This window comes from Streptomyces callyspongiae, assembly GCF_047200695.1.
Lineage (GTDB): Bacteria > Actinomycetota > Actinomycetes > Streptomycetales > Streptomycetaceae > Streptomyces.
Map to the genome: position 1 here is coordinate 38129 of NZ_JBJZOM010000021.1, position 24186 is coordinate 62314.

Here is a 24186-nt window from a genome sequence, read left to right on the forward strand (position 1 = left end):
CGGAGCGGAACCGCCTTCGGGGGCGGCGGCGCCGAGGGCGGGTTCCGGGGCCCGTCGATCGGTCGTGAAATCCGGTGTACGGGGCGGGAGGTGCGGGGTACCCGGGCGGTGCTCCGCGGCCCCGTCCGGAACGTCCGGTACCGGCGCCCGCAGCGCGGAGGAGTGCGTCGAACTGCTGCTCCGCCGCGTGTCGCGGGCCGGTGCACCGGCCGCGGCGGGGGCGCACATCGTCGACACCGAGGAGTCGCCGTGAAAGCCGTCGTGTATCAGGAGCCGTTCAACGTCACCGTGGAGGACGTCCCGGAGCCGCGGCTCGAAGCACCCACCGACGTCATCGTGCGGGTCACCACGTCCTGCATCTGCGGATCCGACCTGCACATGTACGAGGGCCGCACCGGCGCCGAGCCGGGCATCGTGTTCGGGCACGAGAACATGGGGGTGGTCGAGGAGGTCGGCTCGGGTGTCGCCTCCATCCGCAAGGGCGACCGCGTGGTGATGCCGTTCAACGTGGCCTGCGGATTCTGCAAGAACTGCCTCGCCGGGAAGACCGCCTTCTGCCTCACCGTGAACGAAGGGTTCGCCGGCGGCGCGTACGGCTACGTCTCCATGGGCCCGTACCGCGGAGGTCAGGCAGAGTACCTGCGGGTGCCGTTCGCCGACTTCAACTGCCTGACGCTCCCGCCCGGCGAGCAGCACGAGAACGACTTCGCGCTGCTCGCCGATATCTTCCCCACCGGCTACCACGCCACCGAACTGGCACAGGTCTCGCCGGGGGAGTCGGTGTGCGTCTTCGGGGCCGGTCCGGTCGGTCTGATGGCGGCCTACTCCGCGATGCTCCGCGGCGCCTCGCGGGTGTTCGTGGTCGACCGGCAGCCGGACCGGCTGCGGCTGGCGGAACGCATCGGCGCGACACCCGTCGACTACGGCGCGGCGGACCCCGTGGCGCAGATCAAGGAACACACCCGCGGGGAGGGCACCGACAAGGGCATCGACGCCGTGGGCTACCAAGCGACCGTGCCCAGCGGGGAGGAGCAGCCCGCGACGGTCCTCAACAGCCTGATCGAGGCGGTGCGTCCCACCGGCGCGCTCGGTGTGGTCGGTCTGTACGTGCCTTCCGACCCCGGTGGCCCCACCGAGGAGGCGAAGAAGGGGCAACTGCTGTTCGACACCGGTCGGTTCTTCGAGAAGGGCCTGCGGATGGGCACCGGCCAGGCCAACGTCAAGGCCTACAACCGCCAACTGCGGGACATGATCATCGCGGGCCGGGCGGAGCCGAGCTTCGTGGTGTCCCATCGCGTTCCGCTCGCCGAGGCGGCGGACGCCTACCGCCACTTCGACGAACGGGACGACGGCTGGACGAAGGTGCTGCTCGCGCCGCACACGAACGGAGAGAAGGCCGCCGTGTAGCCGGCGGGGACGGCGGGAGAACAGGGTGGAGGGCCGAACGGCCCTCCACCCTGCCCGGTCGGCCCTCTCCGCGCCGCCCGCGCCGGTGTGCACTGGAAGTGGCGGAGAGGACGCAGGAAAGACGCGGAGAAGCGGAGAGAATCCGCGCACCGCGCAATCGGGACCCGCGAGAAGTGGGTTGTCCTCTCCGTCCGCACGGACGCCCGCCGGTCGCCGAACGAGCCGTCCGGACTCCTCGCACCGCCCGGCGAACGCCGCGAGGAGCACAGGACGGAACGAACGGAACCGGAGGCGGACATCCATGCAGACCCTGAGCATCATCAAGGCCGACACCGGCGGCTACGTGGGGCACTCCGCGGTGCACCCCTCCCTGATCGAGACCGCGCGCAGGGCGGTCGCCGAGGCGTGCGAGGGCGAACTGCTCCTGGACGGACAGGTGGCCACCTGCGGTGACGACCTGTCCCTGATCATGAGTCACCAGTACGGCACCGACTCCCAGCTCATCCACGAGTTCGCCTGGGACGTGTTCCAGCGCACCACCGCGGAGGCCGAGGACCTCGGCCTGTACGGCGCGGGCCAGGATCTGCTCTCCGAGGCGTTCTCCGGCAACCTGCGCGGCATGGGACCGGGCTACGCCGAGCTGGACTTCGAGGAGCGGCCGTCCGAGCCGGTCCTGTGCTTCCTCGCGGACAAGACCGAGCCCGGCGCGTGGAACCTGCCGCTCTTCAAGATCTTCGCAGACCCGTTCAACACGGCGGGTCTGGTCATCGACGCGAAGATGCACGGCGGGTTCGTCTTCGAGGTCTACGACCTGTTCGAGGAGAAGCGGATCCTCTTCGCGTGCCCGGAGGATCTGTACGACCTCCTCATGTACATCGGCGCACCGGCGCGCTACGTGATCCACAGCGTCCGCTCGCGGGCTCTGGGAGAGGTCGCCGCCGCCACCAGTACCCAGCGGCTCTCCCTGATCGCGGGAAAGTACGTGGGCAAGGACGACCCCGTCATGATCGTCCGCTGCCAGTCCGGGCTGCCCGCGGTCGGCGAGGTCCTGGAGCCGTTCACCTTCGCGTACTCCGTCGCGGGCTGCATGCGCGGGTCGCACCACGCGCCGCTCATGCCGGTGACGGTGGGGGACGCCCACCCCTCCCGGTTCGACGGCCCGCCCCGCGTGGTCGCCCTCGGCTACCAGATCCACCACGGCACGCTGACCGGATACCGCGACATGTTCGACGATCCGGCCTTCGACGACGCCCGGAGGCAGGCGAACGCGGCCATGGACTACCTGCGCCGCCACGGCCCGTTCGAACCCCATCGGCTGCCGCTGGAGGACCTGGAGTACACCACGATGCCGACGCTGGAGCGCCGCCTCGCCGACCGCTGGCACTCCCTGCTCGGCGATCTGGAACCCGTCGGCCCGCCGCAGACGGTGCAGGAGGAGCCGCGGACCGCGTCCCCCGCGGCAGCCGGGCGCACCGAGGCGCGCTCCGGCGCCGCCGGCCGGGACTGAAGGAACGGGCGGCCCGCCGGGTGCTCCCGTCGGGCCGCCCGGCAGGAAAGGGAGGACGGGACGGTGAGAGCGTCCTTCGTGCTGGCACGCATCGCGGGCGTCCGTGTCGGCGTCCACTGGAGCGTGCTGGTCATCTTCGGCATCATCGCGTTCGCGCTGGCCCGGAGCCGGTTCCCCGAGAGCCACCCGGGGCGGCCCGAGGTGGAGTACTGGGCGGCAGGGCTCGCGGCCGCCGTCGTCTTCTTCCTCTCGCTGCTGGCCCACGAGCTCGCCCACGCGATCGTCGCCCGCCGCAACGGAGTGGAGGTCGACGACATCGTGCTGTGGCTGCTGGGGGGCGCCGCCAAACTCCGCTCCGAGGCCGCCGGGCCGGGTGCGGAACTGCGCATCGCCGGTGTCGGCCCGCTCGTCAGCCTGCTGCTCGGCGGCTTCTTCGCAGGATGCGCCTGGCTGCTCTCCCTCGCGTCCGCAGGAGGCATGGTCGTCGAGGTGGTCGTGTGGCTCGCCGCGATCAACATCCTGCTGGCCGTCTTCAACTCCGTCCCGGCGGCGCCCCTGGACGGCGGACGGCTGCTGCGCGCCTTCCTCTGGTGGCGCACCGGCGACCGGCTCCGGGCGACCGCGGGCGCCACGGCTGCGGGCCGCACGTTCGGATGGCTGCTCGTGGCCTTCGGACTCGTGCTGTTCGCGACCGGTGCCGGCTTCGGCGGCCTCTGGATGGCGCTGGTCGGCTGGTTCCTCCTCGCCGCCGCCACCGCCGAGGGCCGGCAGGCGCAGCTGCGCGAGGCGCTCACCGGCGTGGCGGTGCGCGACGCGATGACCCCCGAACCGGTGACGGTGCCGACCGTGCTGAGTATCGCCGGATTCCTGGCGGGCGACCGGTACCGCTACCGGCACTCCGGGTTTCCCGCGGTCGGGGACGACGGAGCGCCGGCGGGACTGGTCACTCTGGACGCCGCCAGGGCGGTGCGCCCACCGCTGCGGGAGGAGACCAGGGTGCAGGACGTGATGCTGCCGCTGTCCCGCGTGACGGTCGTGGGTCCGCAGGAGCCGCTGGCGGATCTGCTGCCGCGTATGGAGCCCGGAGCGGAGCACCGGGTGCTGGTGGTCGACGACGGCCGCCTCGTCGGCATCGTCTCCTCCTCCGACGTGAGCCGAACGGTGAACTGGCTGCTCCCGACCGGTTCCGGACACCGGAGCCGGTGAGGCGGACGGGGCGACGCACCCCCGGCCGGCCGAGGGCCGGGCGCCGCTCGGTCGCGCGGGCCGCGAGTCGGTTCTACAGTGAGTGACGCATATCACCATCAATCCGGCAGAACTCGCGGAAGCCGCGACACGGCGGACCTTCGCGCGCCCCCAGGAGGGCTCATGAGCCACATCTCGGTGAAGGTGGACGGAACCACGTACGAGGACGAGGTCGAGCCGCGGCTGCTCCTGGTGCACTACCTGCGCGACCGGCTCGGACTCACCGGAACCCCGATCGGCTGCGACACGGGCAACTGCGGGACCTGCACCGTCGACGTCGACGGCGAGAGCGTCAAGAGCTGTTCGATGCTGGCCGTGCAGACCGACGGCTCCACGGTGACGACCGTGCAGGGCCTGGAGTCCGGCGGTGAACAGCACCCTCTGCAGAAGGCTTTCCACCAGCAGCACGCCCTGCAGTGCGGCTACTGCACCCCCGGAATGATCATGGCTGCCCGGGACCTGCTGGCCGAGAACCCCGACCCGACACCGGCCGAAGTGCGTGAGGCCCTCGAAGGGAACCTGTGCCGCTGCACCGGCTACCAGAACATCGTCCGCGCCGTGCTGGCCGCGGCCGGAGAGCTCCGGCGCCGACGCGAGGCCCCGACGCCCGAGGACGGAGCCTCCCGCGACGTGGCAGCCGCCGACACTCCCGCGACGGCCGACCGGAGCGACACCCGCGGAAGGAGGGCGGCCGTATGACCATCCAGCAGAGCCCCGCCGACGACCGCGAGGTCGGCCGCGCCCGCGTCCGCCGCGAGGACGCCCGGCTCGTCACCGGACAGACGACCTGGACCGACAACATCGCCCTCCCCGGCATGCTGTACATGACGCTGCTGCGCAGCCCCATGGCGCACGCCCGCATCGACCGCATCGACGTCGCGCCCGCGCTGCGCATGCCCGGTGTGGTGGCCGCGTTCAGCGGCCGCGACCTGGCCGACGACATGGGGTCCCTGCCGTGCGCGTGGCCGGTCACCGAGGACATGGTGCACCCCGACCACCCGCCGCTCGCCGTCGACGAGGTGCGGCACGTCGGCGACCCCGTCGCCGTGATCATCGCCCGCGACCGCTACGAGGCAGCAGACGCGCTGGAGGCCGTGGAGGTCGACTACACTCCGCTGGACCCGGTCCTCGACATGGAGGCCGCGCTCGCCGAGGACGCGCCGCTCGTGCACGCGGCCAAGGGCACCAACCGCTGCTACTCGTGGCCGCTGGCGACGGGCGACTGGGAGGCCGTGCGCGAGCGCGCCGACATCGTCGTCACCCGGCGCTTCCGGCAGCAGCGGCTCATCCCGAACGCCATGGAGCCCCGTGCCGTGGTGGTCACCCCGCTCTCCGCGTCCGGTGAGTACACCGTCTACTCGGCGACGCAGGTGCCGCACATCCTGCGGGTCATGCTCGCGACCGTCACCGGCGTCCCCGAGCACAAGCTGCGGGTGGTCGCACCGGACGTCGGTGGCGGATTCGGGTCGAAACTCCAGGTGTACGGGGAGGAGGCGCTGGCGCTCGCCGTCGCACGGCGCCTGGGACGCCCGGTGAAGTGGACGGAGTCCCGGTCCGAGGGCTACCAGGCGACCCACCACGGACGCGACCAGATCCAGGACGTCCAGCTCGCCGCCACCTCCGACGGCACGCTCCTCGGACTCAAGGTCGACCTGATGGCCGACATGGGTGCCTACCTGATGCTCGTCACCCCGGGCATTCCGCTCCTCGGCGCCTTCATGTACCCGGCGATCTACAAGATGGATGCCTACTCCTTCCGGTGCACCGGCGTGTTCACCACCAAGACCCCCACCGACGCCTACCGCGGCGCCGGACGCCCCGAGGCCACCTTCGCCATCGAACGGATGATGGACGAACTCGCCGCCGAGATCGGCGTCGACCCGATCGAGCTGCGCCGCCGCAACTGGATCGGACGCGAGGAGTTCCCCTACACGAGCATCGCCGGACTCACCTACGACAGCGGCGACTACGAGGCCGCCACCGAGAAGGCCCTCGGCCTCTTCGGCTACCACGACCTGCGCGCCGAGCAGCGCGCCCGCACCGAACGCGGCGACCCCGTCCGGCTCGGCATCGGCGTCTCCACCTACACCGAGATGTGCGGCCTGGCCCCCAGCCGCGTGCTGCGCGACCTGCGGTACGCCGCGGGCGGCTGGGAGGCGGCCTCCATCCGGATGCTGCCCACCGGCAAGGTCGAGGTGATCACGGGCACCAGCCCGCACGGCCAGGGACACGTCACCTCGTGGGCGCAGATCGCCGCCGACGCGCTCGGCGTGCCCTTCGACGACGTGGAAGTCGCCCACGGCGACACCCGCGTCGCGCCGCAGGGCATGGACACCTACGGCTCCCGCTCCCTCGTGGTCGGCGGTGTCGCCGTCCACCACGCGGCGCAGAAGGTCGTGGAGAAGGCCCGCAGGGTCGCCGCGCACCTGCTGGAGGCCGGCGAGGACGATCTCGAGTTCACGGACGGCGTGTTCGCGGTGCGCGGCTCGCCCGAGGCGCGCAAGACCATCCAGGAGGTCGCGTTCGAGGCGTTCTCCTCGCACGACCTGCCGGACGGCATGGAACCCACCATCAACGCCGAACACGTCCTCGACCCCGAGAACTTCTCCTACCCGCACGGCACCCACCTGTGCGCCGTCGAGGTCGACACCGAGACCGGACGCGTCCGCATCCGCTCCTACGTGTCCGTCGACGACGTCGGCAAGGTGATCAACCCGATGATCGTCGAAGGGCAGGTCCACGGCGGCATCGCCCAGGGCGTCGCCCAGGCGCTGTACGAGGAGGCCGTCCACGACGCGGACGGCAACCTGGTCTCCGGCACCCTCGCCGACTACCTGGTGCCCTCCGCCCCGGACCTGCCCGACTTCGTCACCGACCGCACCGAGACTCCGGCAACCTCCAACCCGCTCGGCGTCAAGGGCGTCGGCGAGGCCGGCACCATCGCCTCCACCCCCGCCGTGGTCAACGCCGTCGTGGACGCGCTGCGCCCGCTCGGCGTCACCGACATCGACATGCCCTGCACACCGCAACGCGTCTGGCAGGCCGTCTCCGCCGCTCGCGAGAGCACCCGCAGCAAGGAGGGAGCGGCATGATCCCCGCCGCGTTCGACTACGCACGGCCCGAAACCCTCGACGAGGCCGTCACCACCCTCGCCGAGGGCGGCGAGGACGCGAAGATCCTGGCCGGCGGCCAGAGCCTCCTGCCGATGCTGCGCCTGCGCCTCGCGTTCCCCGAGCTCATGGTCGACCTGTGCCGGGTCCCCGACCTGCGAGGCGTCCGCGACGACGGCGACCACCTGGTCATCGGCGCCATGACGACCCACCACGACGTCCTCTGGGACCCGCTGGTCCGCCGTCACGCCGGACTCCTCGCCCGGGCCACCGCCACCGTCGCCGACCCCGCCGTGCGGCACCGCGGCACCCTCGGCGGCTCGCTGGCACACGCCGATCCCGCGGGCGACCTGCCGTCGGTGATCCTCGCCCTCGACGCGGAACTGGTCTGCGCCGGCCCGCAGGGCCGCCGCACCGTCCCCGCACGGGAGTTCTTCGACGACTACCTGCAGACGGCGCTCACCCCCGACGAACTCCTCGTCGAGATCCGGGTGCCCAAGACCGACGGCTGGGGCTTCCACTACGAGAAGTTCACCCTCTCCGCCCAGGCCTGGGCCGTCGTCGCCGTCGCCGCCCTGGTGCGGCGCGACGACGGACACATCGCCGAAGCCAGGATCGGACTCACCAACATGGGGCAGACACCGTTGCGCGCCGCAGCAGCCGAGGCCGCGCTGGCCGGTGCCGACGCGACCCCGGAGGCCGTCGCCCGCGCGGCGGACCTCGCGGCCGACGACACCAGCCCCGCCGCCGACCTCGGCGCAACTCCCCGGTACCGGGAGCACCTGGCGCGCGTCCTCACCCGCCGTGCCGTGCTCGCCGCCGCCGGAGCGGAGTGAGGGAACCGGTGCCCGGTCAGGACGGCAGGCCGTCACCGGCGGCGGGAACGCGGGCCGGGCCGGAGGAGGACCGGCCCCACCCGGACACGGCCCGCCACGGAACGACCGGCCCGCAGGACATCCGCCGGCGCCTGGAGCACACGGGATACCTCGCCGACGACGGCCTCGCCGTCGCCTGCCACCTCGCCCTCACTCTGCACCGGCCGCTGTTCTGCGAGGGCGACGCGGGCGTCGGGAAGACCTCGCTCGCCCCCGCCCTGGCCCGCGTTTTGGGAGCGGAACTCATCCGCCTCCAGTGCTACGAGGGCATCGACGTCTCCCAGGCCCTCTACGACTGGGACTTCCCCCGCCAGCTCCTCCACCTGCGTGCCGCCGAGGCCGTCGGCGCCACCGACGCCGGAAAACTGGAGGACGAACTGTACGGCCGGCGCTTCCTCGTCGCCCGGCCCCTGCTCCGCGCCCTCGAGTCCCCGTCCGCCGTGCTCCTCGTCGACGAGATCGACCGCGCCGACGACGAGTTCGAGGCATTCCTGCTGGAACTGCTCTCCGAATACACCGTCACCCTCCCCGAACTGGGAACGCTGCGCGCCGAGAACCCGCCCGTGGTCGTCCTCACCTCCAACCGCACCCGCGAGGTGCACGACGCGCTCAAGCGCCGCTGCCTGTACCACTGGTTCGACCACCCCGACTTCCGTCGCGAACTCGCCATCGTGCGCACCCGGTTGCCCCGCATCTCCGAACGCCTCGCCACCCAGGTCACCACCGCCGTGCAGACCCTGCGGCGCCAGGACCTGCTGAAACCACCCGGCGTCGCCGAGACCGTCGACTGGGCCGAAGCCCTGGACGCTCTCGGCGCCGACTCTCTTGACGCCGACCTGGCCCTCGCCACGCTCGGATCGGTGCTCAAGTACAAGGAGGACACCGACAAGGCCCGCGGCCTCGACCTCGCGGCCGTCCTCGCCTCCGCACCGGGAGGGGCGGCGCCGTGACACCGGCCTTCACCCCCGACGCGCCCGCCGCCCTCGTCGGGTTCGCGCGAGCCCTGCGCGCGGCCGGTGTCGACGCCGGGCCCGACCGGGTGCAGACCTACCTCACCGCGGTCGGACAACTGCGCCCGGAACGGCGGACGGACCTCTACTGGGCCGGCCGCCTCACCCTCTGCGGCACCCACGACGACCTCGCACGCTACGACCGCGTCTTCGACGCCTACTTCACGCCCGGAAACGACCGGCCGGTACGCCCCCGCCCCGCACCCGCACCGGAGCGCCTCCGCGTCCACGACGACACCTGCCCCCCGCCCGCCGCGACCGGCGAGGAGCAGGAACAGGACGAACACCGCCCGGCCGCCGCCCTGGCGAGCACCGCCGAAGTGCTGCGCCACCGCGACCTGGGAGGGCTGACGGCCGCCGAACGCGCGGACGTCCGACGGCTGCTGGCCGCTTTCACGCTGCCGGGCGAGGAACGCCGGACCCCGCGGTTCCGCTCCGCCCGGCGCGGCGCCGTCGACCCCCGCCGGACAGTGCGGGAGATGCTGAAGGCAGGCGGCGAACCCGCACGACTGCGCCACCGCGCACGTGCCGCCGTCCCCCGCCGGGTGGTGCTGCTCATCGACGTCAGCGGTTCCATGACGGCCTACGCCGACGCGCTGCTCCGCTTCGCCCACGCCGCCTCGCACGGAGACCGGACCCGACGGGCTCACACGGAGGTGTTCACCCTCGGGACGCGCCTGACGCGCGTCACCCGGGAAATGAGCCACCGCGACCCGGACACCGCACTGCGGGCCGTCGGCGCGGCCGTACCCGACTGGAGCGGCGGCACCCGACTCGGGGCGATGCTGCGCGCCTTCCTCGACCACTGGGGCCGCCGCGGCACGGCCCGCGGCGCCGTCGTCGTGATCCTCTCCGACGGCTGGGAACGCGACGACCCCGCGCTCCTGGGGGAGCAGATGCGTCGCCTGCACCGGCTCGCGCACCGGGTGGTGTGGGCCAACCCCCGCAAGGCACGACCCGGTTACGCGCCGGTGGCCGCAGGAATGGCCGCCGCGCTGCCGAGCGTGGACACCTTCGTCGAGGGACACAGCCTGGCCGCGCTCGAGCACCTCGCCGACGTCGTCACGGGGGCAGCCGATGCGTGAGATCCTCCCCGAACTGGCCCGCTGGTACGCGGCGGGGGAGCCGTTCGGCCTCGCGACCGTGGTCGACGTCAGCCGCAGCGCCCCCCGCGGCCCCGGAGCCGCGATGGCCGTCGGGCCCGGCGACGACGTCGTGGGCAGCGTGTCCGGCGGCTGCGTCGAGGGCGCCGTCTTCGCACTCGCCCAGGAGGTGGTGGAGACCGGGCAAGCACGCCTGCAGACCTTCGGCTACAGCGACGAGGACGCCTTCGCCGTCGGACTCACCTGCGGCGGAGAAATCACCCTCCTGGTCCGTCGTGTGTCGCCCGCCGACGACCCCGGACTGGGCGAGGTCGCGTCGTCGGTGGCCGAGCACCGGCCCATCGTGGTGGCGACGGTGCTCGACGGCCCGGCCCCACGCGGCGCCGCGCTCACCGTCCGGCCCGACCGGGTCACCGGCACGCTGGGCTCCGAAGGACTCGACGCCGCCGTCACCGACGACGCGCGCGGCGAACTCGCCCGGGGCGCCACCGTGCGCCGCCACTACGGAGCGGACGGCGAACGGCGCAAGGACGAGGTCACCGTCTTCCTCCACTCCTTCGCCCCGCCGCCCCGGATGCTGGTCTTCGGCGCCATCGACTTCGCCGCCGCCGTCGCCCGCCTCGGCGTCTTCCTCGGCTACCGGGTGACGGTGTGCGACGCGCGTCCCGTCTTCGCCACCCCCAAACGCTTCCCACCGGACGTCGAGGTCGTCGTGGACTGGCCGCACCGCTACCTCGCCGGCACGCCCACCGACGACCGCACCGTGGTCTGCGTGCTGACCCACGACCCGAAGTTCGACGTCCCGCTGCTGGAGGTCGCACTGCGCGCCCCCGCCGCGTACATCGGGGCGATGGGCAGCCGGCGCACCCACCGCGACCGGCTCGACCGGCTCCGCGAGGCCGGGCTGGGCGAGACCGAACTCGCCCGGCTGCGCTCGCCCATCGGCCTGGACCTGGGCGCACGCACCCCCGAGGAGACGGCCGTGTCCGTCGCGGCCGAGATCGTCGCGCTGCGGTGGCAGGGCAGCGGCGCGCCGCTGACGGGGACCCGCGGACCCATCCACGAGGTGAGGAGCTGAAGGGACATGGAGCTGCGACACGAGTTCACCGTTCCGGTGCCGGTGGAGGACGCATGGAGGGTGCTCCTCGACATCGAGCGGGTCGCGCCCTGCATGCCGGGAGCGACGGTGAACGGATTCGACGGGGAAACCATCGACGGTTCCGTGAAGGTCAAGGTGGGGCCGATGACGGTCACCTACCGGGGCACCGCCGCGTTCCGGGAACGCGACGCGGCGGCACGGCGCATCGTGCTCGCCGCACAGGGCAAGGAGGCCCGCGGCCAGGGAACCGTCCGGGCGACCGTCACCGGAACCCTCGCCGAGGACACCGCGGGCGGGCCGGCGTCGACGACGGTGACGGTGCACACCGATCTGACGGTGACCGGGCGCCCCGCGCAGTTCGGGCGCGGTGTGATGGGCGAGGTCGGGGACAAGCTGATCGGACGGTTCGCGGACTGCCTCTCGGGGAAGCTGGCGGAACCCGCCGCCGCTCCCGCCTCCGCCGCACCGCCCGCGGCCACGGCGGGAACCACGCCCGCAGCCGGCCCGACGCCGTCTCCCGGCGGTCACCCGTTCGCGGCGCCGGACCTGGCGGTGTCCCGGACCGAGCACGCCCACCCCGACGGAGACACTCCGCAGGCCGCCGTCACGGCGGAGCCGGGGCACGACGAGCCCCTCGACCTGCTCCGGGAGGCGGGCCTCCCGGTGGCCAAGCGTGCCGCCGCCGCTCTCGCGGCGGCCATCGGCCTCGCCGTACTCCTGTCGTGGCTGCGGCGCCGGCGGCGCTGAGCGGGACCGGCCGTGGCGCACCGTCACCGCACGGCGAGCACCACCTTGCCCTGCGCACGGCGCTCGTCGAGCAGCGCCAGCGCGTCCGCCGCCTCGTGGAGGGGAAGCACCGGGCCCAGCACCGGAGCCAGCCGTCCCGCCGTCACGTGCGGCAGCAGCGCGTCCCACTGCTCCTTCAGGTAGGAGGGCCGCGGCAGCCAGAAGGGCCCCCAGCCGACACCGACCACGTCGAGGTTGTTCAGCAGGAGCCGGTTCACCTTGACCGTCGGGATCTCCCCGCCGGTGAAGCCGATGACCAGCAGCCGGCCCTCCGGAGCGAGACTCCGCAGCGAGTCCGTGAACCGGTCGCCGCCCACGGGGTCCACCACCACGTCCACCCCGCGCCCGCCGGTGAGTGCGGCGACCGCCTCCTTGAAGCCGTCCGCCGGCACCGTCTCGTGGGCCCCGGCCGCCCGCGCAGTCCGCTCCTTCGCCCCCGACGAGACCACCGCCACCACCCGGGCCCCCAGAGCCGCCGCCATCTGCACGGCAGCCGTGCCGACACCGCCCGCGGCACCGTGCACGAGCACCGTCTCGCCCTCGCGCAGCCTGCCCCGGCGCACCAGGGCGAAGTGGGCCGTCAGGTAGTTCATGGGCAGTCCGGCACCGGCCTCGAACGGGACGTCGGCAGGGAGCGGGAACACCATGGCCGGATCGACGGCGATCTGCTCGGCGAAGCCGCCGAAGCCCGGGAAGGCGGCCACCCGGTCCCCGGGCGCGAACCCGGAACCCTCCGCGGCGGCCCGCACCGTCCCCGCGACCTCCGATCCCGGGACGAACGGCGGGTCGGGCTTGAACTGGTACCGGCCGCGGCTGAGCAGCACGTCGGGAAAGGTGACGCCCGCGGCGTGCACGTCGATCAGCACCTGCCCGTCCGCCGGCTCCGGGTCGGGAACCTCTCCGACGACCACGTCCTGCGGTCCTGTCAGTCGGGTCACCTGTACTGCGCGCATCCGGGCGTCCTTCCGTGCGGTGTGGCTGTCTCGGTGGTGGTGGACGCAGCGGGCGTCGGTGGCGGGGCGGCCGACCGTCGCGGTCCCGCTGCGGGGGGCTGTCGCCAACTCATTCTGCTGACCAGGGTGAGCGGCAGGCGGCGCATCGCGAAACCGAGGGGTACCCACGGCCCGGCGGGCACCTTCGCCTGCGCCGGCTCGGCCTCGATCACCCGGCCCGTCCCGGACCGGGTGATCGAGGCGGCCGGTGCGGGGCCCGTCCGTCACGGGACGGAGGAGCGTTGCACACCGCCGAGCCGGTGGACCTCCTCCAGCGGGTACGGGGTGCGCCTGCTCCGGCTCTCGAATCCGTGGTGGAATTCCGACATCACGGCGGCCATCGGTGCGTGCCGGGAGATGAGCGCTGCGGCCTTCGCGGGAATTCCCGCCGGCCGCTCACCCTCGGCGTAGGCGCGCACCTGTGCGCGGCGGCCCTCCCGGTCGTCCCTGCGGTAGCCGCACAGTGCGGTGACCAGCCAGTTGACCAGATGGGCGGCCGTGTAGCACCGGTCGTAGGTCCGATGCCGGTCGAGGAAGTCGCTCTCGGCCCGGGACAGCTCGAACCTCGAGGAGGAGGCGAGGCCGAAGTCCGCGAAGTAGAGACGACGTCCGTCGGTCAGGATGTTCTCGAAGTGGGCGTCGAAGTGGACGAGTCCGCGGCTGTTCATGAACGAGGTGGCGGCTGCGAGTTCCCGCTCCACCATGACGCACGCCCGGTCGGCCGCGTCGTCACCTGCTGCGACCCGGGTGCCCAGCCAATGGTGCAAATTCTGCGGGATGTGCTCCAGAAAGACGGCGACGCTCGCCGAGGACTCCCGGAGAGCCCGGAGCCGCCCGCGCATCGACTGTACGCCGCCCCAGTAGTCGACGGCGCGTTCGATGTCGGCCAGCTCCGCGGGCAGCGGCGTCGTATCCGGCAGCACTCTCCAGTGGTACATCAGCGGGAAGCCCTGGTACTCCGCCGCGAGCACCCAGTTCGTCGTCATGACGTGCACGGCCAGCTCCCTCCAGGCCCCGAAGCCCGGACTGCCGATGGAGCCGACGCCGTACTGGCAGAAGGCGGGCAGGCCGAACAGGTTCGCCGTCGACCGGACGTTCCGGGGTTCCCGTTCCAGGTCCGTGAGCGGCAGCCGCTTCACGAACACCGGCGTGCCGGCGACTTCCAGCAGCCCCGCCTTCCCGCCGATGCCGGCACCGAGCGGTGTCGCGCCGGCCACGAGCTCGCTCAGGGTGCGGTCGCTGCACAGCGCCAGGGACGTGGAGACGGCACCGTGGGCCGTCAGTCGTGCCGCGTGCGACATGCCGAGGGTGCTCCCTTGCGTGGCTCCGTCAGGACGTGTGTTCCACCCTGCAGTTCAGACTACGGGCCGGAGCCGGCGAGGTGCGCGGATTGGGCTCTTCGGGTCGTTCGGCGGCGCGCCACCGGAAACCTCGTGCGCACCGCGAGGACAGCGTGGCAGGCTGACGCACCAGCAGAGGGGCGTAGCTCAGCCCGGTCAGAGCAGCGGACTCCAAACCCGCGAGTCGTAGGTTCGAATCCTGCCGCCCCTGCGTTGTGGTGTCGCAGGACATCGGAAACGATCCCGAACCCGCCCCGAGCGGGTTCGGGATCGTCGTCGTGGTGAGCGGACGCCGCCTGTTGCCGGTCCGGACATCCCGTAGGGTCGCGCCGTTACGCACGCCGCACCCCGAGGGAGACGGGAACGCCATGGCGCCCGACCGATCCGCCGCCCGACTCGCAGGACTGCTCGCCGCGACCGGGACGGCGCATTTCGCCGTCCCGCGGCCGTTCGACGCGATCGTCCCCCGCGGTCTGCCCGGCTCGCCGCGCACCTGGACCCTGGTCAGCGGTGCCGCGGAACTCGCACTGGCGGCCGCGGTCGCCCACCCGAGGACCCGGCGCCACGGCGCACGCGCCGCCGCGGCCCTCTTCGTGGCTGTCTTCCCCGCGAACGTGCAGATGGCCAAGGACTGGAGCGACCGCCCCGCACCGCTGCGCGCCGCGGCTGCGGCGCGCCTCCCGTTGCAGGTTCCGCTGGTCCGCTGGGCGCTGCGGGTGAGCCGGGAGGCCGCTCAGACCTCCTGAACCGTGGCGCCGTCAGCCGGCCCGGAGCACCAGCGCGTACGACCCCAGTCCCACCATGCGCCGGGCGCCGACCGTCTCCTCCGCCACGGCACCGCCGCCCACCACGAAGGTCAGCAGCGCGCCGGACTCCGGGTCGAACTCCGCGTCCGTCACCTCGCCGATCTCGGTGCCCGTCTCCGTCAGCACCCGCTTGCCCAGCACCTCGCCGTGCTTCACGGCCTCCTTGGCCAACGACTCGCCGTCCTCGTCGCCCGCAGGCCGCACCATGACCGCGTCCGCCCCCACCGCCCGGACCCGGCTCCACTCCAGCACCGCGCTCCGCCCACCGGACCGCCGCAGACGCAGCGCGGCCAGCCGCGGCTCCTGCGGATGCACGACGAAGCCCGACACCGTTCCCAGCGACGTCGCGTCCGCCACGCCCACGACCTTCCGGTCCAGCGTCTCCGTCAGCCGCATCACGACCCCTCCTTCCGCAACCGGTCACGGAACGCGCGCACGGTCTCGGCGAACCCCGGCAGGTCCTCCGCGACGAACTCGGCTGCGAGCGCGGGCACGACCAGGGCCTCGCCGGAGACCGCGAGAGTGTCCGGCAGCGACAGGTACACGCGCCGCTCGTGACGCCCCAGCGCGGGAGTCGAGGCGATCTCGTACCCCACCGCCCGCGCCTCGCGCTCGTCCACGTCCAGCACCACATCCACGACCTCGCCGAGGTCCGTCCCGTCGTCGGTCAGCACCCGCGCGCCCAGCACGTCGCCCTCGCGGGCCTCGCCCCGGGCCACGACGTCGCCCTTCCCCTCGAAGACGTCCTCGCTGCCGATCATCACCGCGTCCGGGCCCAGCGCATGGACGCCCGACCACGGAAGGCTCTTCCGCTTCGGTCCGGACAGCATGCCCCGCCCGCTCAGCGTGAACCCCGCGACGCGGCCCGCCCGCCCCTCGAAGACGGTGTCCTTGACCTGCGCCACGTCCTCCCCGCCGAGCGTGACGACCGGGCGTTGCGTCAGCTCACCGGCCAGCAGCAGACTCATCGCCGCCTCCTCCTGCCGGACCCGCCGCGGCCGGCCGCGATCACGCCGCCGGCGCGCCGACGTGCCTGCACCCACACGGCCGTGCCGGCGAGAACGGCCACGACGACCAGGATCAGCACGACCCAGAGCCACCAGTCCACGGCACCGCCTCCGTTCCCACCGCAGCCGCCAGCCGGCGGCCTTCCTCCAGGATCGGCCGTGGCAGGTGCGCTGTCCACGCGGGACAACGGCGCGGACGGGTGGCTCCGCACCGCCGCACCGGCTACTTCAGGAACCGGGAGGTCCGGCGGTCGGCCAGCGGCTTCCCACCCGTCTGGCAGGTGGGGCAGTACTGCAGCGACGTGTCGCTGAAGGACACCTCCCGCACCGTGTCGCCGCACACCGGGCACGGCTCCCCGGCCCGCCCGTGCACCCTCATCCCGACCCGCTTGGTGGACTTCAGGTCGCCAGCGGCCAGGCCGCGGGACCGCTCGACCGCGTCCCCGAGCGTCTCGACCAGCGCCCGGTACAGCTGCTCCGTGTCCCGCTCGGACAGCTCGGCGGCCAGCCGGAACGGCGACATGCCCGCAGCGTGCAGGATCTCGTCCGAGTAGGCGTTGCCGATGCCCGCGACGACGCCCTGGTCGCGCAGCAGACCCTTGATGCGCCGCCGCTCTCCTCGCAGCAGCCGCGCGAACACCTCCGGGGTGAAATCCGGCGCGAGCGGGTCCGGGCCGAGACGCGCCACGCCCGGCACGTCCTGCGGGTCCCGCACCACGTAGACCGCGAGGCCCTTGCGGGTACCGGCCTCGGTGAGGTCGAAGCCGTCGTCACCGTCCGCGAGCAGGAGCCGCAGTGCCAGCGGTCCCCGGCCGGGGCGGGGAGGCGCGGACGGCGTGCTGTCCCGCCAACGCAGCCACCCCGCCCGGGCCAGGTGCACCACGAGATGCAGGGGTTCGGAGTCCCGGTCGCCGCCGGTCCCGGCTGCGGCGACCAGGTCGAGGAACTTCCCGTGCCGGTCGGCACCGGTGACGGTGCGCCCCTGCAGCGCGTCCAGCGGCGGGTCGTAGGTCTTCAGGACGCTCACCGCCAGCGGCACGGCACGCGCGACGACGCGCCCGGTCAGCCGCTCGGCGAGAAATCCGCGCAGCGCCTCGACCTCGGGAAGCTCCGGCACGACGACCTCCTCGACTGCAGCCCCCGACCGGCACCGACCTGCTCGCCCCCGGAGTCAGAGCAGCTTGGCCGTCAGGGTGATCTCGGTGCCCGTCAGCGCCTGACTCACCGGGCAGTTCTTCTTGGCGCCCTCCGCCGCCTCCTGGAACGCGTTCCCGTCCATGCCCGGAACCTCGCCCTCCACCGTCAGGTGGACGCCCGTGATGCCCGTGCCGGGCTGGAACGTCACGTCCGCCTGCGTGGTCAGACGGGTCGGCGGCGTCCCGGCCTTGCCCAGCGCCGCCGACAGCGCCATGCTGAAGCAGCTCGAGTGGGCGCCCGCGATCAGCTCCTCGGGACTCGTCCGGCCGTTCGCCTCCTCGGCGCGCGACGGCCAGGAGACCGGCTGCGAGGCGATCCCCGAGGAGTCGAAGGTCACGGTGCCCTCGCCCTCCTGCAGAGCACCGGTCCAGACGGTGTGAGCGGTACGTGTGGTGGCCACGTCGAGTCCTTCCGTTCGTCTCCGGTTCACCGAGGGCCCGCGAACAGCCGCCGCAAGCGCCTTCGGAACCGATCCTCCGCGCCGGAGCACATTCCGTCGAGCGCGGCACGCAGGAGATCGGGCAGGTAGGGGGAGTTCAGAGCCCCCACACCCCGGTGCCCCCGGCGAGTCACTCCGAATCCAGTCCGGTCCGTCATCAACGAGGCATGACACTCAACGCCCCGGAAGCCCCCACCACGACAGCGACCCGGTACACCGTCTCCCTCGCCCGCGACGAGGACGACGTGCGGGCGGCCCAGCGGCTGCGCCACGACGTCTTCGCCGGCGAGCTCGGTGCCCGGCTGACCGGACCGGAGCCGGGCCTCGACACCGACTCCTTCGACTCCCACTGCGACCACCTGCTCGTCCGCGACCAGGACACCGGGCAGGTCGTCGGCACGTATCGCCTGCTGCCCCCGGAGCGTGCCCGCATCGTCGGACGGCTCTACGCCGAGACCGAATTCGACCTGACCGCGCAGGCCCCGCTCCGGTCGGACATGGTCGAGGTCGGCCGTTCCTGCGTCCACCCCGACCACCGCGACGGCGCCGTCATCTCACTGATGTGGGCAGGCATAGCCCGCTACCTCACCGACCGCGGGCACAGTTGGCTCGCCGGCTGCTGCTCCCTGCCGCTCGCCGACGGCGGCCACCTGGCCGCCTCCGTCTGGCGCACGGTGGGGGAACGACACCTCGGACCGGAGGAGTACCGGGTGAGCCCACACCTGCCGTGGCTGCCGCCGAAGGAGGGCCGGGCGGCGGCCCGCTCCGCACTGCCCCCGCTGCTGCGCGGCTACCTCCGCCTCGGTGCCTGGGTGTGCGGCCCTCCTGCGCACGACCCCGACTTCGGTGTGGCCGACCTGTACGTGCTGCTCGACATCCGCCGGACCAGCCCGCGGTATCTGCGGCACTTCCTCTCCCTCGTCCCGGCATGACCACCGCCGGACGCCCGGACGGCCACGCCTGGCTGCCCGCCTCTCCCTGCACCGTCCGCGCCTGCCTGCCCGCGGACGCGCCGGCTGTCGGTCCCGCCCGGAAGGCGGCCCGCTGGACGGCCCTCGCGGCCGTGGTGGCGACCGCACTCCTGGCTGCCCCGTTCGTGCGCGGTACGCGTGCTGCGCCGGCAGCCGCCCGGACGCTCACCCGCGGTCTGCTGCGCGCCGTCGGGGTGCGGCTGCGGGTCGGGGGCACCCGCGGGCGCGCGCTCCGCCGGGCGGCCCTGGTGGTCGGCAACCACACCTCGTGGCTGGACGTGGCGGTTGTCGCGGCCGTGCGCCCGGGGCGGATGCTGGCCAAGTCCGAGATCGCCGCCTACCCGGTGCTCGGGCGGCTCGCCACCTACGGCGGCACCCTTTTCGTGGAACGGGAGAAACTCCGCGCCCTGCCGGGGACGGTGGCGACCATCGCCGACCTGCTCCGCTCCGGCTCCACCGTGGTGGCGTTCCCCGAGGGCAGCACCTGGTGTGGCAGATCGGACGGTCCGTTCCGCAACGCGGTCTTCCAGGCGGCACTCGACGCGGCGGTGCCGGTCCAACCGGTCTCCGTGCGCTACCGGCAGCGCGGCGCGGGCGCCGAGGCACCCACCACTGTCGCGGCCTTCGTCGGCGAGGACACCCTGCACGCCTCGCTCCGGCGGGTGATCGCCTCGCGCGGCCTGGCTGCCGAGGTCACGCTGCTGCCCGCCGTACCGGCCGGCACGCACCGTTCCCGGTCCGCCCTGGCCGGGGCGGTCGCACGTGCGGTGTCGGCGACCGGTAACCTCCCGACTCCAGACGGCCCCCGCAGGTGGCCGGGGGAAGGGGAAGGTGAGGATCTGCCATGGCGGCGCACGGGGACGACCGGTTCGACGACACCGCGAGGGAAGGAGCCTCGCCGGTCACGGCCGAGGACCCCGGCGTGACCCGCACCGGCACGGACCCCGCGGCTTCCGCGGCTTCCGTGCCAGGCCCGGAGCACGCGGAGGCTCCGGAGGGCCCGGAGCACGCAGAGGCTCCGGAGGACGGCGAGGAAGCTCCTCGGGCCGGCATGACGCCGCGTCAGGCCCGCCGCGTCCGGGCTGTGGTGTCCGGCGTCGTGATGATTGCCGTGGCCCTCGCCCTGGTCCTCCGACTCGGCAGCGCGCCGTCCCTGCTGACGGTCGCCGGGTACGGGCTGGCCCTCGTCCTCTCCGGCATCGCCATCGTGCTGAGCCGGCGTGGCCGGACCCGGGTGGCTACGGCGGTGCTCGCCTGCGGTTTCGCCACGGTCGCTCTCGCCGAGCACATGCTGTCCGGGACCGGCGTCTGAGCCCCGAGCCCCGGAGCTGACGCACACTCATGACACAACGGGCCGCACCGGGGCGTGACGCCCGCACGCGGCGTCCGCTAGGTTCCGTGGCCATGACAGCCAAGGGGAAGCTGAGACGGGCAGGGGCGGCCGCGGCCTGCGCCGCGGCGACGATCGCGCTGCTCGGGACGGGAACCGCCGCCGCCGACAGCCCGCACGGTTCTGCAGGTACCGGTGCCGTCCTCCACGGAGGCGGAACGGGCGAGGTCTGGTCCCTCAAGGAGACCGGCAGCGACGCCCGGCTGCGGGGCCTGGACGCGGTCGGCCGCCGCACGGCCTGGGCCGCCGGGAGCGCCGGAACGGTCCTGCGCACCCGCGACGGCGGCCGCACCTGGCACGACGCCTCACCCGGAGCGGATCTGGAGTTCCGCGACATCGAGGCCTTCGGGGCACGCAGCGCCGTCGTTCTCGCGATCGGCTCCGGCGAGGACGCCCGGGTGCTGCGTACCGACGACGGCGGCCGCACCTGGAGGGAGACGTTCCGCAACACCACCCCCGAGGCGTTCTACAACTGCATGACCTTCTTCGACCGCCGGCACGGACTGGCCGTCAGCGACCCGGTGGACGGTCGGTTCCGCATCCTGTCGACCGACGACGGCGGCCGCAGCTGGGAGGTCCTGCCGAACGACGGCATGCCCCCGGCCCAGGAGAACGAGTACAACTTCGCGGCCAGCGGACAGTGCCTCGTCAGCAACGGCCCCCAGGACGTCTGGATGGCGAGCGGCGGCGCCGCGACCGCCCGGATCTACCATTCCGCGGACCGCGGCCGCACCTGGACGGCTCGCGACGCGGCCGTTCCCGCCGGTGCTCCCGCGCGCGGTGTCTTCGGTCTGGCGTTCCGCGACCGCAGCCACGGCCTCGCCGTCGGCGGCGACTACCGGTTCGGGGAGAGTTCCCCCGAAGCTTCCGCGGTGACCCGCGACGGCGGGACCAGCTGGTCCGTCAGCGCCCGTCCCGTCCCCGCCTACCGCTCCGGCGTCGCGTGGCTGCCGCACGCACGGTACGCGGCCCTGGCCGTCGGGCCGACCGGAACCGACCTCACGCTCGACGGCGGGCGCTCCTGGCGCACCGTGGACACCGGTTCGTTCGACACCGTCGACTGCACCGCCGACTTCGCCTGCTGGGCTTCCGGCGAGGACGGCCGGATCGCGCGCCTGGGCGGGTGACCCTCGGGCGGCCGCCGCCGTCACGGTGGACGCCCGACACCCGAGACCCCGGAGGAGGGGACCGCCGCCTCGGCGGTCCCCAGCGGCGACGCGCTCTGCCGCCGCGCACTGCGCGCGGCAGGGTGGCCTGCGGCGGCCGGCGCATTCGATTGCGGTGTCCCCCGGGCGGGCGATAATGGGAGGGCGAAGTCGGGACACCCGTGCGGGCCAGGGCGGGTCGACCACCGTGACGCTCGTTCGGTGACGCCACCGAGGGAGGAGAGATCATGGGTGCGGACGCGTACTTCCCGCTGGCGTACGACTATCCGGTTCTCGGGGCCTTCTGGACCGTGATGTGGGTCTTCCTCTGGGTGGTGTGGCTCATTCTGCTGTTCCGGGTGATCGTGGACCTCTTCCGCGACCGCGATCTGAGCGGCTGGGCCAAGGGCGGCTGGCTCGTCGTGCTGGTCCTGGTGCCGTTCCTCGGTGTGCTCGTCTACGTGATCGTCCGCGGCCGCGACATGGGCCGGCGCGAACAGCGCCATGCCGAGGCGCAGACCGAGGCCATGAACACCTATCTGCGCCGGACCCTCGGCACGGGAGGGTCCGAGGCGGACACGTTGGCCGAGCTCGCGGAGCTCAGGAGGCGCGGCGACCTCTCCGACGAGGAGTTCGCGGCAGCCAAGGAGAAGATCCTGCACTGACCTCCCCGCCCCTCACAGGGAGGAGCATCGTGGACGGACTCTCCGTGCTGCCGCTCGCGATCACCATGATGATGGGGCCGCAGATCCTCTCCGCGATCATTCTGGCGGCCTCGGAGAAGGCGATCGCCGTGTCCCTTGCCTTCCTGGCCGGCGTCCTCGCCGCCACGTTGGCCGGGACCGCGGCCGCACTGGGCCTCGCGAGCCTGCTCGGCGGTGCGGTGGATCTGGGAAACTCCTCCGACAACGGCTCCGTCGGCCGGATCGTCCAGTACCTGCTCGTCGCCCTGCTCCTGCTGGCAGCCGTGCACAACTGGCGGACCCGCGAGACGGCGAGGCCGCCGCGATGGCTGGACCGACTCATGACGGCGAGTCCTCGGGACGCGCTCACGCTCGGACTGCTCGTCATCCTGCTGATGCCGTCCGACATCATGATCATGCTGACGGTCGGGATCCACCTGGAGCAGAGCGGTTCGTCCTTCGCCGAGGCGCTGCCGTTCGTGGCTCTGACTCTCGCGGTCGCGGCGGTTCCGCTCGCGACCCGCGTCCTGGCACGCCGCCACACCGAGGCCCTGCCGCGCTACCGCGACTGGGCGCGTACGCACAGCTGGCTGATCAACATCATCGTCTGCCTGCTCTTCGTGGTGCTGATCCTCTTCTGAGAGGCGCGCTTCCCGGTCCCGGCCACGCTCGCTCCGAAACGGCCGTTCTCGGCCATTCGGGAGTCCAGGAACAGCATGTCGGACGCGGCTCCGGACCGGCGGCCCGTGCGACGGCCCCGCGTCCTTCCCTCGACGCTCCGGGGTGCTCCGACCGGCACCCTTGTGTCGGCCCCGGCTGCTCCCGTCCCGACGGGCCGACCGGCCGTGGATGGGCCCCGCAGGGTGCGCATGTGACCCACCTGCGCCGGAAACGGACGGATCCTCCGGCGATTCTGAGGTGGCCGGAACGATGCCTTGTCAGCGAGACCTGGATCACGTGAAGGTGGGGACCGGCTGGCGCAAGCATGTCAAATCTTGCGGCGGTCACGGCCGCCCCCAACGGCCGTACCCCCACATATCGGAGGAATTCCGTGAGCAGCAGACTCGCAGGGCGTGCGCGCTTCATGGCAGTGGCCGCCGGACTTCTGGCCGTCGGCGCGCTCGTCACACCCACCGCGACGGCCGCCGAGGCGGCTGAGGGCCCGCAGGCCACCAAGGCCCAGCTGGCGGCGGTGGACAACGCCGTCGAGAAGGCGGACATCGGCGGTACCGCCTGGTACACCGACGCCGAGTCCGGCAAGGTCGTCGTCACGATCGACGAGACGGTGAGCAAGGCGGAGATCGCGAAGATCAAGAAGTCGGTCAAGACCGACTCCGCGCTCGAGATCAACCGCACCGAGGGCACGTTCAGCAAGCTGATCGCCGGCGGCGAGGCCATCACCACCGGTGGCGCCCGCTGCTCCCTCGGCTTCAACGTGCAGGACAGCAGCGGCACCAAGTACGCCGTCACCGCCGGTCACTGCACCAACATCGGCAGCTCCTGGTCGATAGGCACCACGGTCGGCAGCAGCTTCCCGGGCAACGACTACGGCCTCATCCAGCACTCCAACCCGAGTGCCGCGGACGGCCGTGTCTACCTCTACAACGGCGGCTACCAGGACATCACCTCCGCCGGCAGCGCCTACGTCGGCCAGTCCGTCCAGCGCAGCGGCAGCACCACCGGTGTGCACGGCGGCACCGTCACCGGTCTGAACGCCACGGTGAACTACGGCGCCGACGGCATCGTCTACGGCATGATCCAGACCAACGTCTGCGCCGAGCCCGGTGACAGCGGCGGCGCTCTGTTCGCCGGCAGCACCGCCCTCGGCCTCACCTCGGGCGGCAGCGGCAACTGCTCCTCGGGCGGGACCACGTTCTTCCAGCCCGTCACCGAGGCCCTGAACGCCTACGGTGTGGACGTCTTCTGATCCGTTCCACGTGAACGATCCCTGGCGGGCCGCCTTCGGGCGGCCCGCCTTTCGTCGTGTCTGCGGGGCTTGTGCGGTACCGAGCGGGTGCTTAGCATCACTGGTGTGACATCACTGGTGTCACACAAGTGACCGACTCGGGTGCCG

The 24186-nt window shown here is 72.9% G+C and carries 25 protein-coding genes and 1 tRNA gene; 19 read left to right on the forward strand and 7 right to left on the reverse strand.

Translation table 11 applies throughout. The features are described 5' to 3' along the window. Positions 1 to 249: 249 nt before the first annotated feature. From ACL06G_RS19005 to ACL06G_RS19050, 10 genes are all read left to right on the forward strand, one after another. Positions 250 to 1407 carry a glutathione-independent formaldehyde dehydrogenase gene (locus ACL06G_RS19005; RefSeq protein ID WP_412787419.1) on the forward strand — a complete coding sequence of 386 codons (1158 nt, stop codon included), beginning with the start codon at positions 250 to 252 and terminating at the stop codon, positions 1405 to 1407. A gap of 301 nt (positions 1408 to 1708) precedes the next feature. Beyond that, positions 1709 to 2914 carry a fructose-1,6-bisphosphate aldolase/phosphatase gene (gene fbp / locus ACL06G_RS19010; protein WP_412787420.1) on the forward strand — a complete coding sequence of 402 codons (1206 nt, stop codon included), beginning with the start codon at positions 1709 to 1711 and terminating at the stop codon, positions 2912 to 2914. A 63-nt stretch (positions 2915 to 2977) separates the two neighbouring features. Beyond that, complete coding sequence (locus tag ACL06G_RS19015; protein ID WP_412787421.1) at positions 2978 to 4120, forward strand: site-2 protease family protein; 1143 nt, start codon at positions 2978 to 2980, stop codon at positions 4118 to 4120. 162 nt (positions 4121 to 4282) lie between these two features. Further along, on the forward strand, positions 4283 to 4858 hold the full coding sequence (locus ACL06G_RS19020) for a (2Fe-2S)-binding protein (protein ID WP_412787422.1): 576 nt from the start codon (positions 4283 to 4285) through the stop codon (positions 4856 to 4858). After that, positions 4855 to 7251, forward strand: a complete 2397-nt coding sequence (locus ACL06G_RS19025; protein ID WP_412787423.1) for a xanthine dehydrogenase family protein molybdopterin-binding subunit — start codon at positions 4855 to 4857, stop codon at positions 7249 to 7251. The genes ACL06G_RS19020 and ACL06G_RS19025 overlap by 4 nt, the downstream gene beginning before the upstream one ends. Continuing rightward, positions 7248 to 8105 carry an FAD binding domain-containing protein gene (locus ACL06G_RS19030; protein WP_412787424.1) on the forward strand — a complete coding sequence of 286 codons (858 nt, stop codon included), beginning with the start codon at positions 7248 to 7250 and terminating at the stop codon, positions 8103 to 8105. Before ACL06G_RS19025 ends, ACL06G_RS19030 begins: the two co-directional genes overlap by 4 nt. 8 nt (positions 8106 to 8113) lie before the next feature. After that, positions 8114 to 9094: an AAA family ATPase gene (locus ACL06G_RS19035; protein WP_412836385.1), complete on the forward strand. Its 981-nt coding sequence runs from the start codon at positions 8114 to 8116 to the stop codon at positions 9092 to 9094. Next, positions 9091 to 10239: a vWA domain-containing protein gene (locus ACL06G_RS19040; protein ID WP_412836386.1), complete on the forward strand. Its 1149-nt coding sequence runs from the start codon at positions 9091 to 9093 to the stop codon at positions 10237 to 10239. The genes ACL06G_RS19035 and ACL06G_RS19040 overlap by 4 nt, the downstream gene beginning before the upstream one ends. Beyond that, on the forward strand, positions 10232 to 11335 hold the full coding sequence (locus ACL06G_RS19045; RefSeq protein ID WP_412836387.1) for an XdhC family protein: 1104 nt from the start codon (positions 10232 to 10234) through the stop codon (positions 11333 to 11335). Before ACL06G_RS19040 ends, ACL06G_RS19045 begins: the two co-directional genes overlap by 8 nt. Before the next feature lie 6 nt (positions 11336 to 11341). Beyond that, positions 11342 to 12103 carry an SRPBCC family protein gene (locus ACL06G_RS19050; RefSeq protein ID WP_412836388.1) on the forward strand — a complete coding sequence of 254 codons (762 nt, stop codon included), beginning with the start codon at positions 11342 to 11344 and terminating at the stop codon, positions 12101 to 12103. A gap of 23 nt (positions 12104 to 12126) precedes the next feature. Here the strand turns inward: ACL06G_RS19050 and ACL06G_RS19055 are convergent, their stop codons facing one another. Together ACL06G_RS19055 and ACL06G_RS19060 are read right to left on the reverse strand one after the other, a co-directional pair. Next, positions 12127 to 13095 carry an NADPH:quinone oxidoreductase family protein gene (locus ACL06G_RS19055; protein WP_412787429.1) on the reverse strand — a complete coding sequence of 323 codons (969 nt, stop codon included), beginning with the start codon at positions 13093 to 13095 and terminating at the stop codon, positions 12127 to 12129. 263 nt (positions 13096 to 13358) lie between these two features. Beyond that, a complete protein-coding gene (locus tag ACL06G_RS19060) occupies positions 13359 to 14435 on the reverse strand; it encodes a protein kinase family protein (protein ID WP_412787430.1) in 1077 nt (358 codons plus the stop codon). 175 nt (positions 14436 to 14610) lie between these two features. On the opposite strand from ACL06G_RS19060, the gene ACL06G_RS19065 reads away from it, so the two are divergent. Together ACL06G_RS19065 and ACL06G_RS19070 are read left to right on the forward strand one after the other, a co-directional pair. Next, a tRNA-Trp gene (locus tag ACL06G_RS19065) sits at positions 14611 to 14685 on the forward strand. Between the two features lie 157 nt (positions 14686 to 14842). Beyond that, on the forward strand, positions 14843 to 15220 hold the full coding sequence (locus tag ACL06G_RS19070; RefSeq protein ID WP_412787431.1) for a DoxX-related protein: 378 nt from the start codon (positions 14843 to 14845) through the stop codon (positions 15218 to 15220). Between the two features lie 12 nt (positions 15221 to 15232). Here ACL06G_RS19070 and ACL06G_RS19075 read toward each other — a convergent pair whose 3' ends face one another. The 5 genes from ACL06G_RS19075 to ACL06G_RS19095 form a co-directional block, all read right to left on the reverse strand. Continuing rightward, the gene (locus tag ACL06G_RS19075; RefSeq protein WP_412787432.1) at positions 15233 to 15676 is read right to left on the reverse strand and encodes a PRC-barrel domain-containing protein; all 444 of its coding nucleotides are present in this window, start codon (positions 15674 to 15676) and stop codon (positions 15233 to 15235) included. Next, positions 15676 to 16248 carry a PRC-barrel domain-containing protein gene (locus ACL06G_RS19080; RefSeq protein WP_412787433.1) on the reverse strand — a complete coding sequence of 191 codons (573 nt, stop codon included), beginning with the start codon at positions 16246 to 16248 and terminating at the stop codon, positions 15676 to 15678. Before ACL06G_RS19080 ends, ACL06G_RS19075 begins: the two co-directional genes overlap by 1 nt. Next, complete coding sequence (locus ACL06G_RS19085; protein ID WP_412787434.1) at positions 16245 to 16388, reverse strand: hypothetical protein; 144 nt, start codon at positions 16386 to 16388, stop codon at positions 16245 to 16247. Before ACL06G_RS19085 ends, ACL06G_RS19080 begins: the two co-directional genes overlap by 4 nt. Before the next feature lie 122 nt (positions 16389 to 16510). After that, positions 16511 to 17404, reverse strand: coding sequence for an Fpg/Nei family DNA glycosylase (locus ACL06G_RS19090; protein ID WP_412836389.1), 894 nt, complete (start codon positions 17402 to 17404; stop codon positions 16511 to 16513). Positions 17405 to 17458: 54 nt separating this feature from the next. Next, positions 17459 to 17884, reverse strand: coding sequence for an OsmC family protein (locus ACL06G_RS19095; protein ID WP_412787436.1), 426 nt, complete (start codon positions 17882 to 17884; stop codon positions 17459 to 17461). A gap of 206 nt (positions 17885 to 18090) precedes the next feature. Here ACL06G_RS19095 and ACL06G_RS19100 point away from each other — a divergent pair, with 206 nt between their 5' ends. The 7 genes from ACL06G_RS19100 to ACL06G_RS19130 all read left to right on the forward strand — a co-directional run bounded on the left by ACL06G_RS19100 (position 18091) and on the right by ACL06G_RS19130 (position 24039). Continuing rightward, positions 18091 to 18855, forward strand: a complete 765-nt coding sequence (locus tag ACL06G_RS19100) for a GNAT family N-acetyltransferase (RefSeq protein WP_412836390.1) — start codon at positions 18091 to 18093, stop codon at positions 18853 to 18855. Further along, complete coding sequence (locus ACL06G_RS19105; protein ID WP_412836391.1) at positions 18852 to 19820, forward strand: lysophospholipid acyltransferase family protein; 969 nt, start codon at positions 18852 to 18854, stop codon at positions 19818 to 19820. Before ACL06G_RS19100 ends, ACL06G_RS19105 begins: the two co-directional genes overlap by 4 nt. Then, a complete protein-coding gene (locus tag ACL06G_RS19110; RefSeq protein WP_412836392.1) occupies positions 19817 to 20206 on the forward strand; it encodes a hypothetical protein in 390 nt (129 codons plus the stop codon). The genes ACL06G_RS19105 and ACL06G_RS19110 overlap by 4 nt, the downstream gene beginning before the upstream one ends. A 92-nt stretch (positions 20207 to 20298) precedes the next feature. After that, positions 20299 to 21411, forward strand: coding sequence for a WD40/YVTN/BNR-like repeat-containing protein (locus tag ACL06G_RS19115; RefSeq protein WP_412787440.1), 1113 nt, complete (start codon positions 20299 to 20301; stop codon positions 21409 to 21411). A gap of 266 nt (positions 21412 to 21677) precedes the next feature. Next, positions 21678 to 22094, forward strand: a complete 417-nt coding sequence (locus ACL06G_RS19120) for an SHOCT domain-containing protein (RefSeq protein ID WP_412787441.1) — start codon at positions 21678 to 21680, stop codon at positions 22092 to 22094. 29 nt (positions 22095 to 22123) lie between these two features. Continuing rightward, on the forward strand, positions 22124 to 22753 hold the full coding sequence (locus ACL06G_RS19125; protein ID WP_412787442.1) for a GAP family protein: 630 nt from the start codon (positions 22124 to 22126) through the stop codon (positions 22751 to 22753). A gap of 443 nt (positions 22754 to 23196) precedes the next feature. Beyond that, a complete protein-coding gene (locus tag ACL06G_RS19130; protein ID WP_412787451.1) occupies positions 23197 to 24039 on the forward strand; it encodes a S1 family peptidase in 843 nt (280 codons plus the stop codon). Positions 24040 to 24186: the final 147 nt, after the last annotated feature.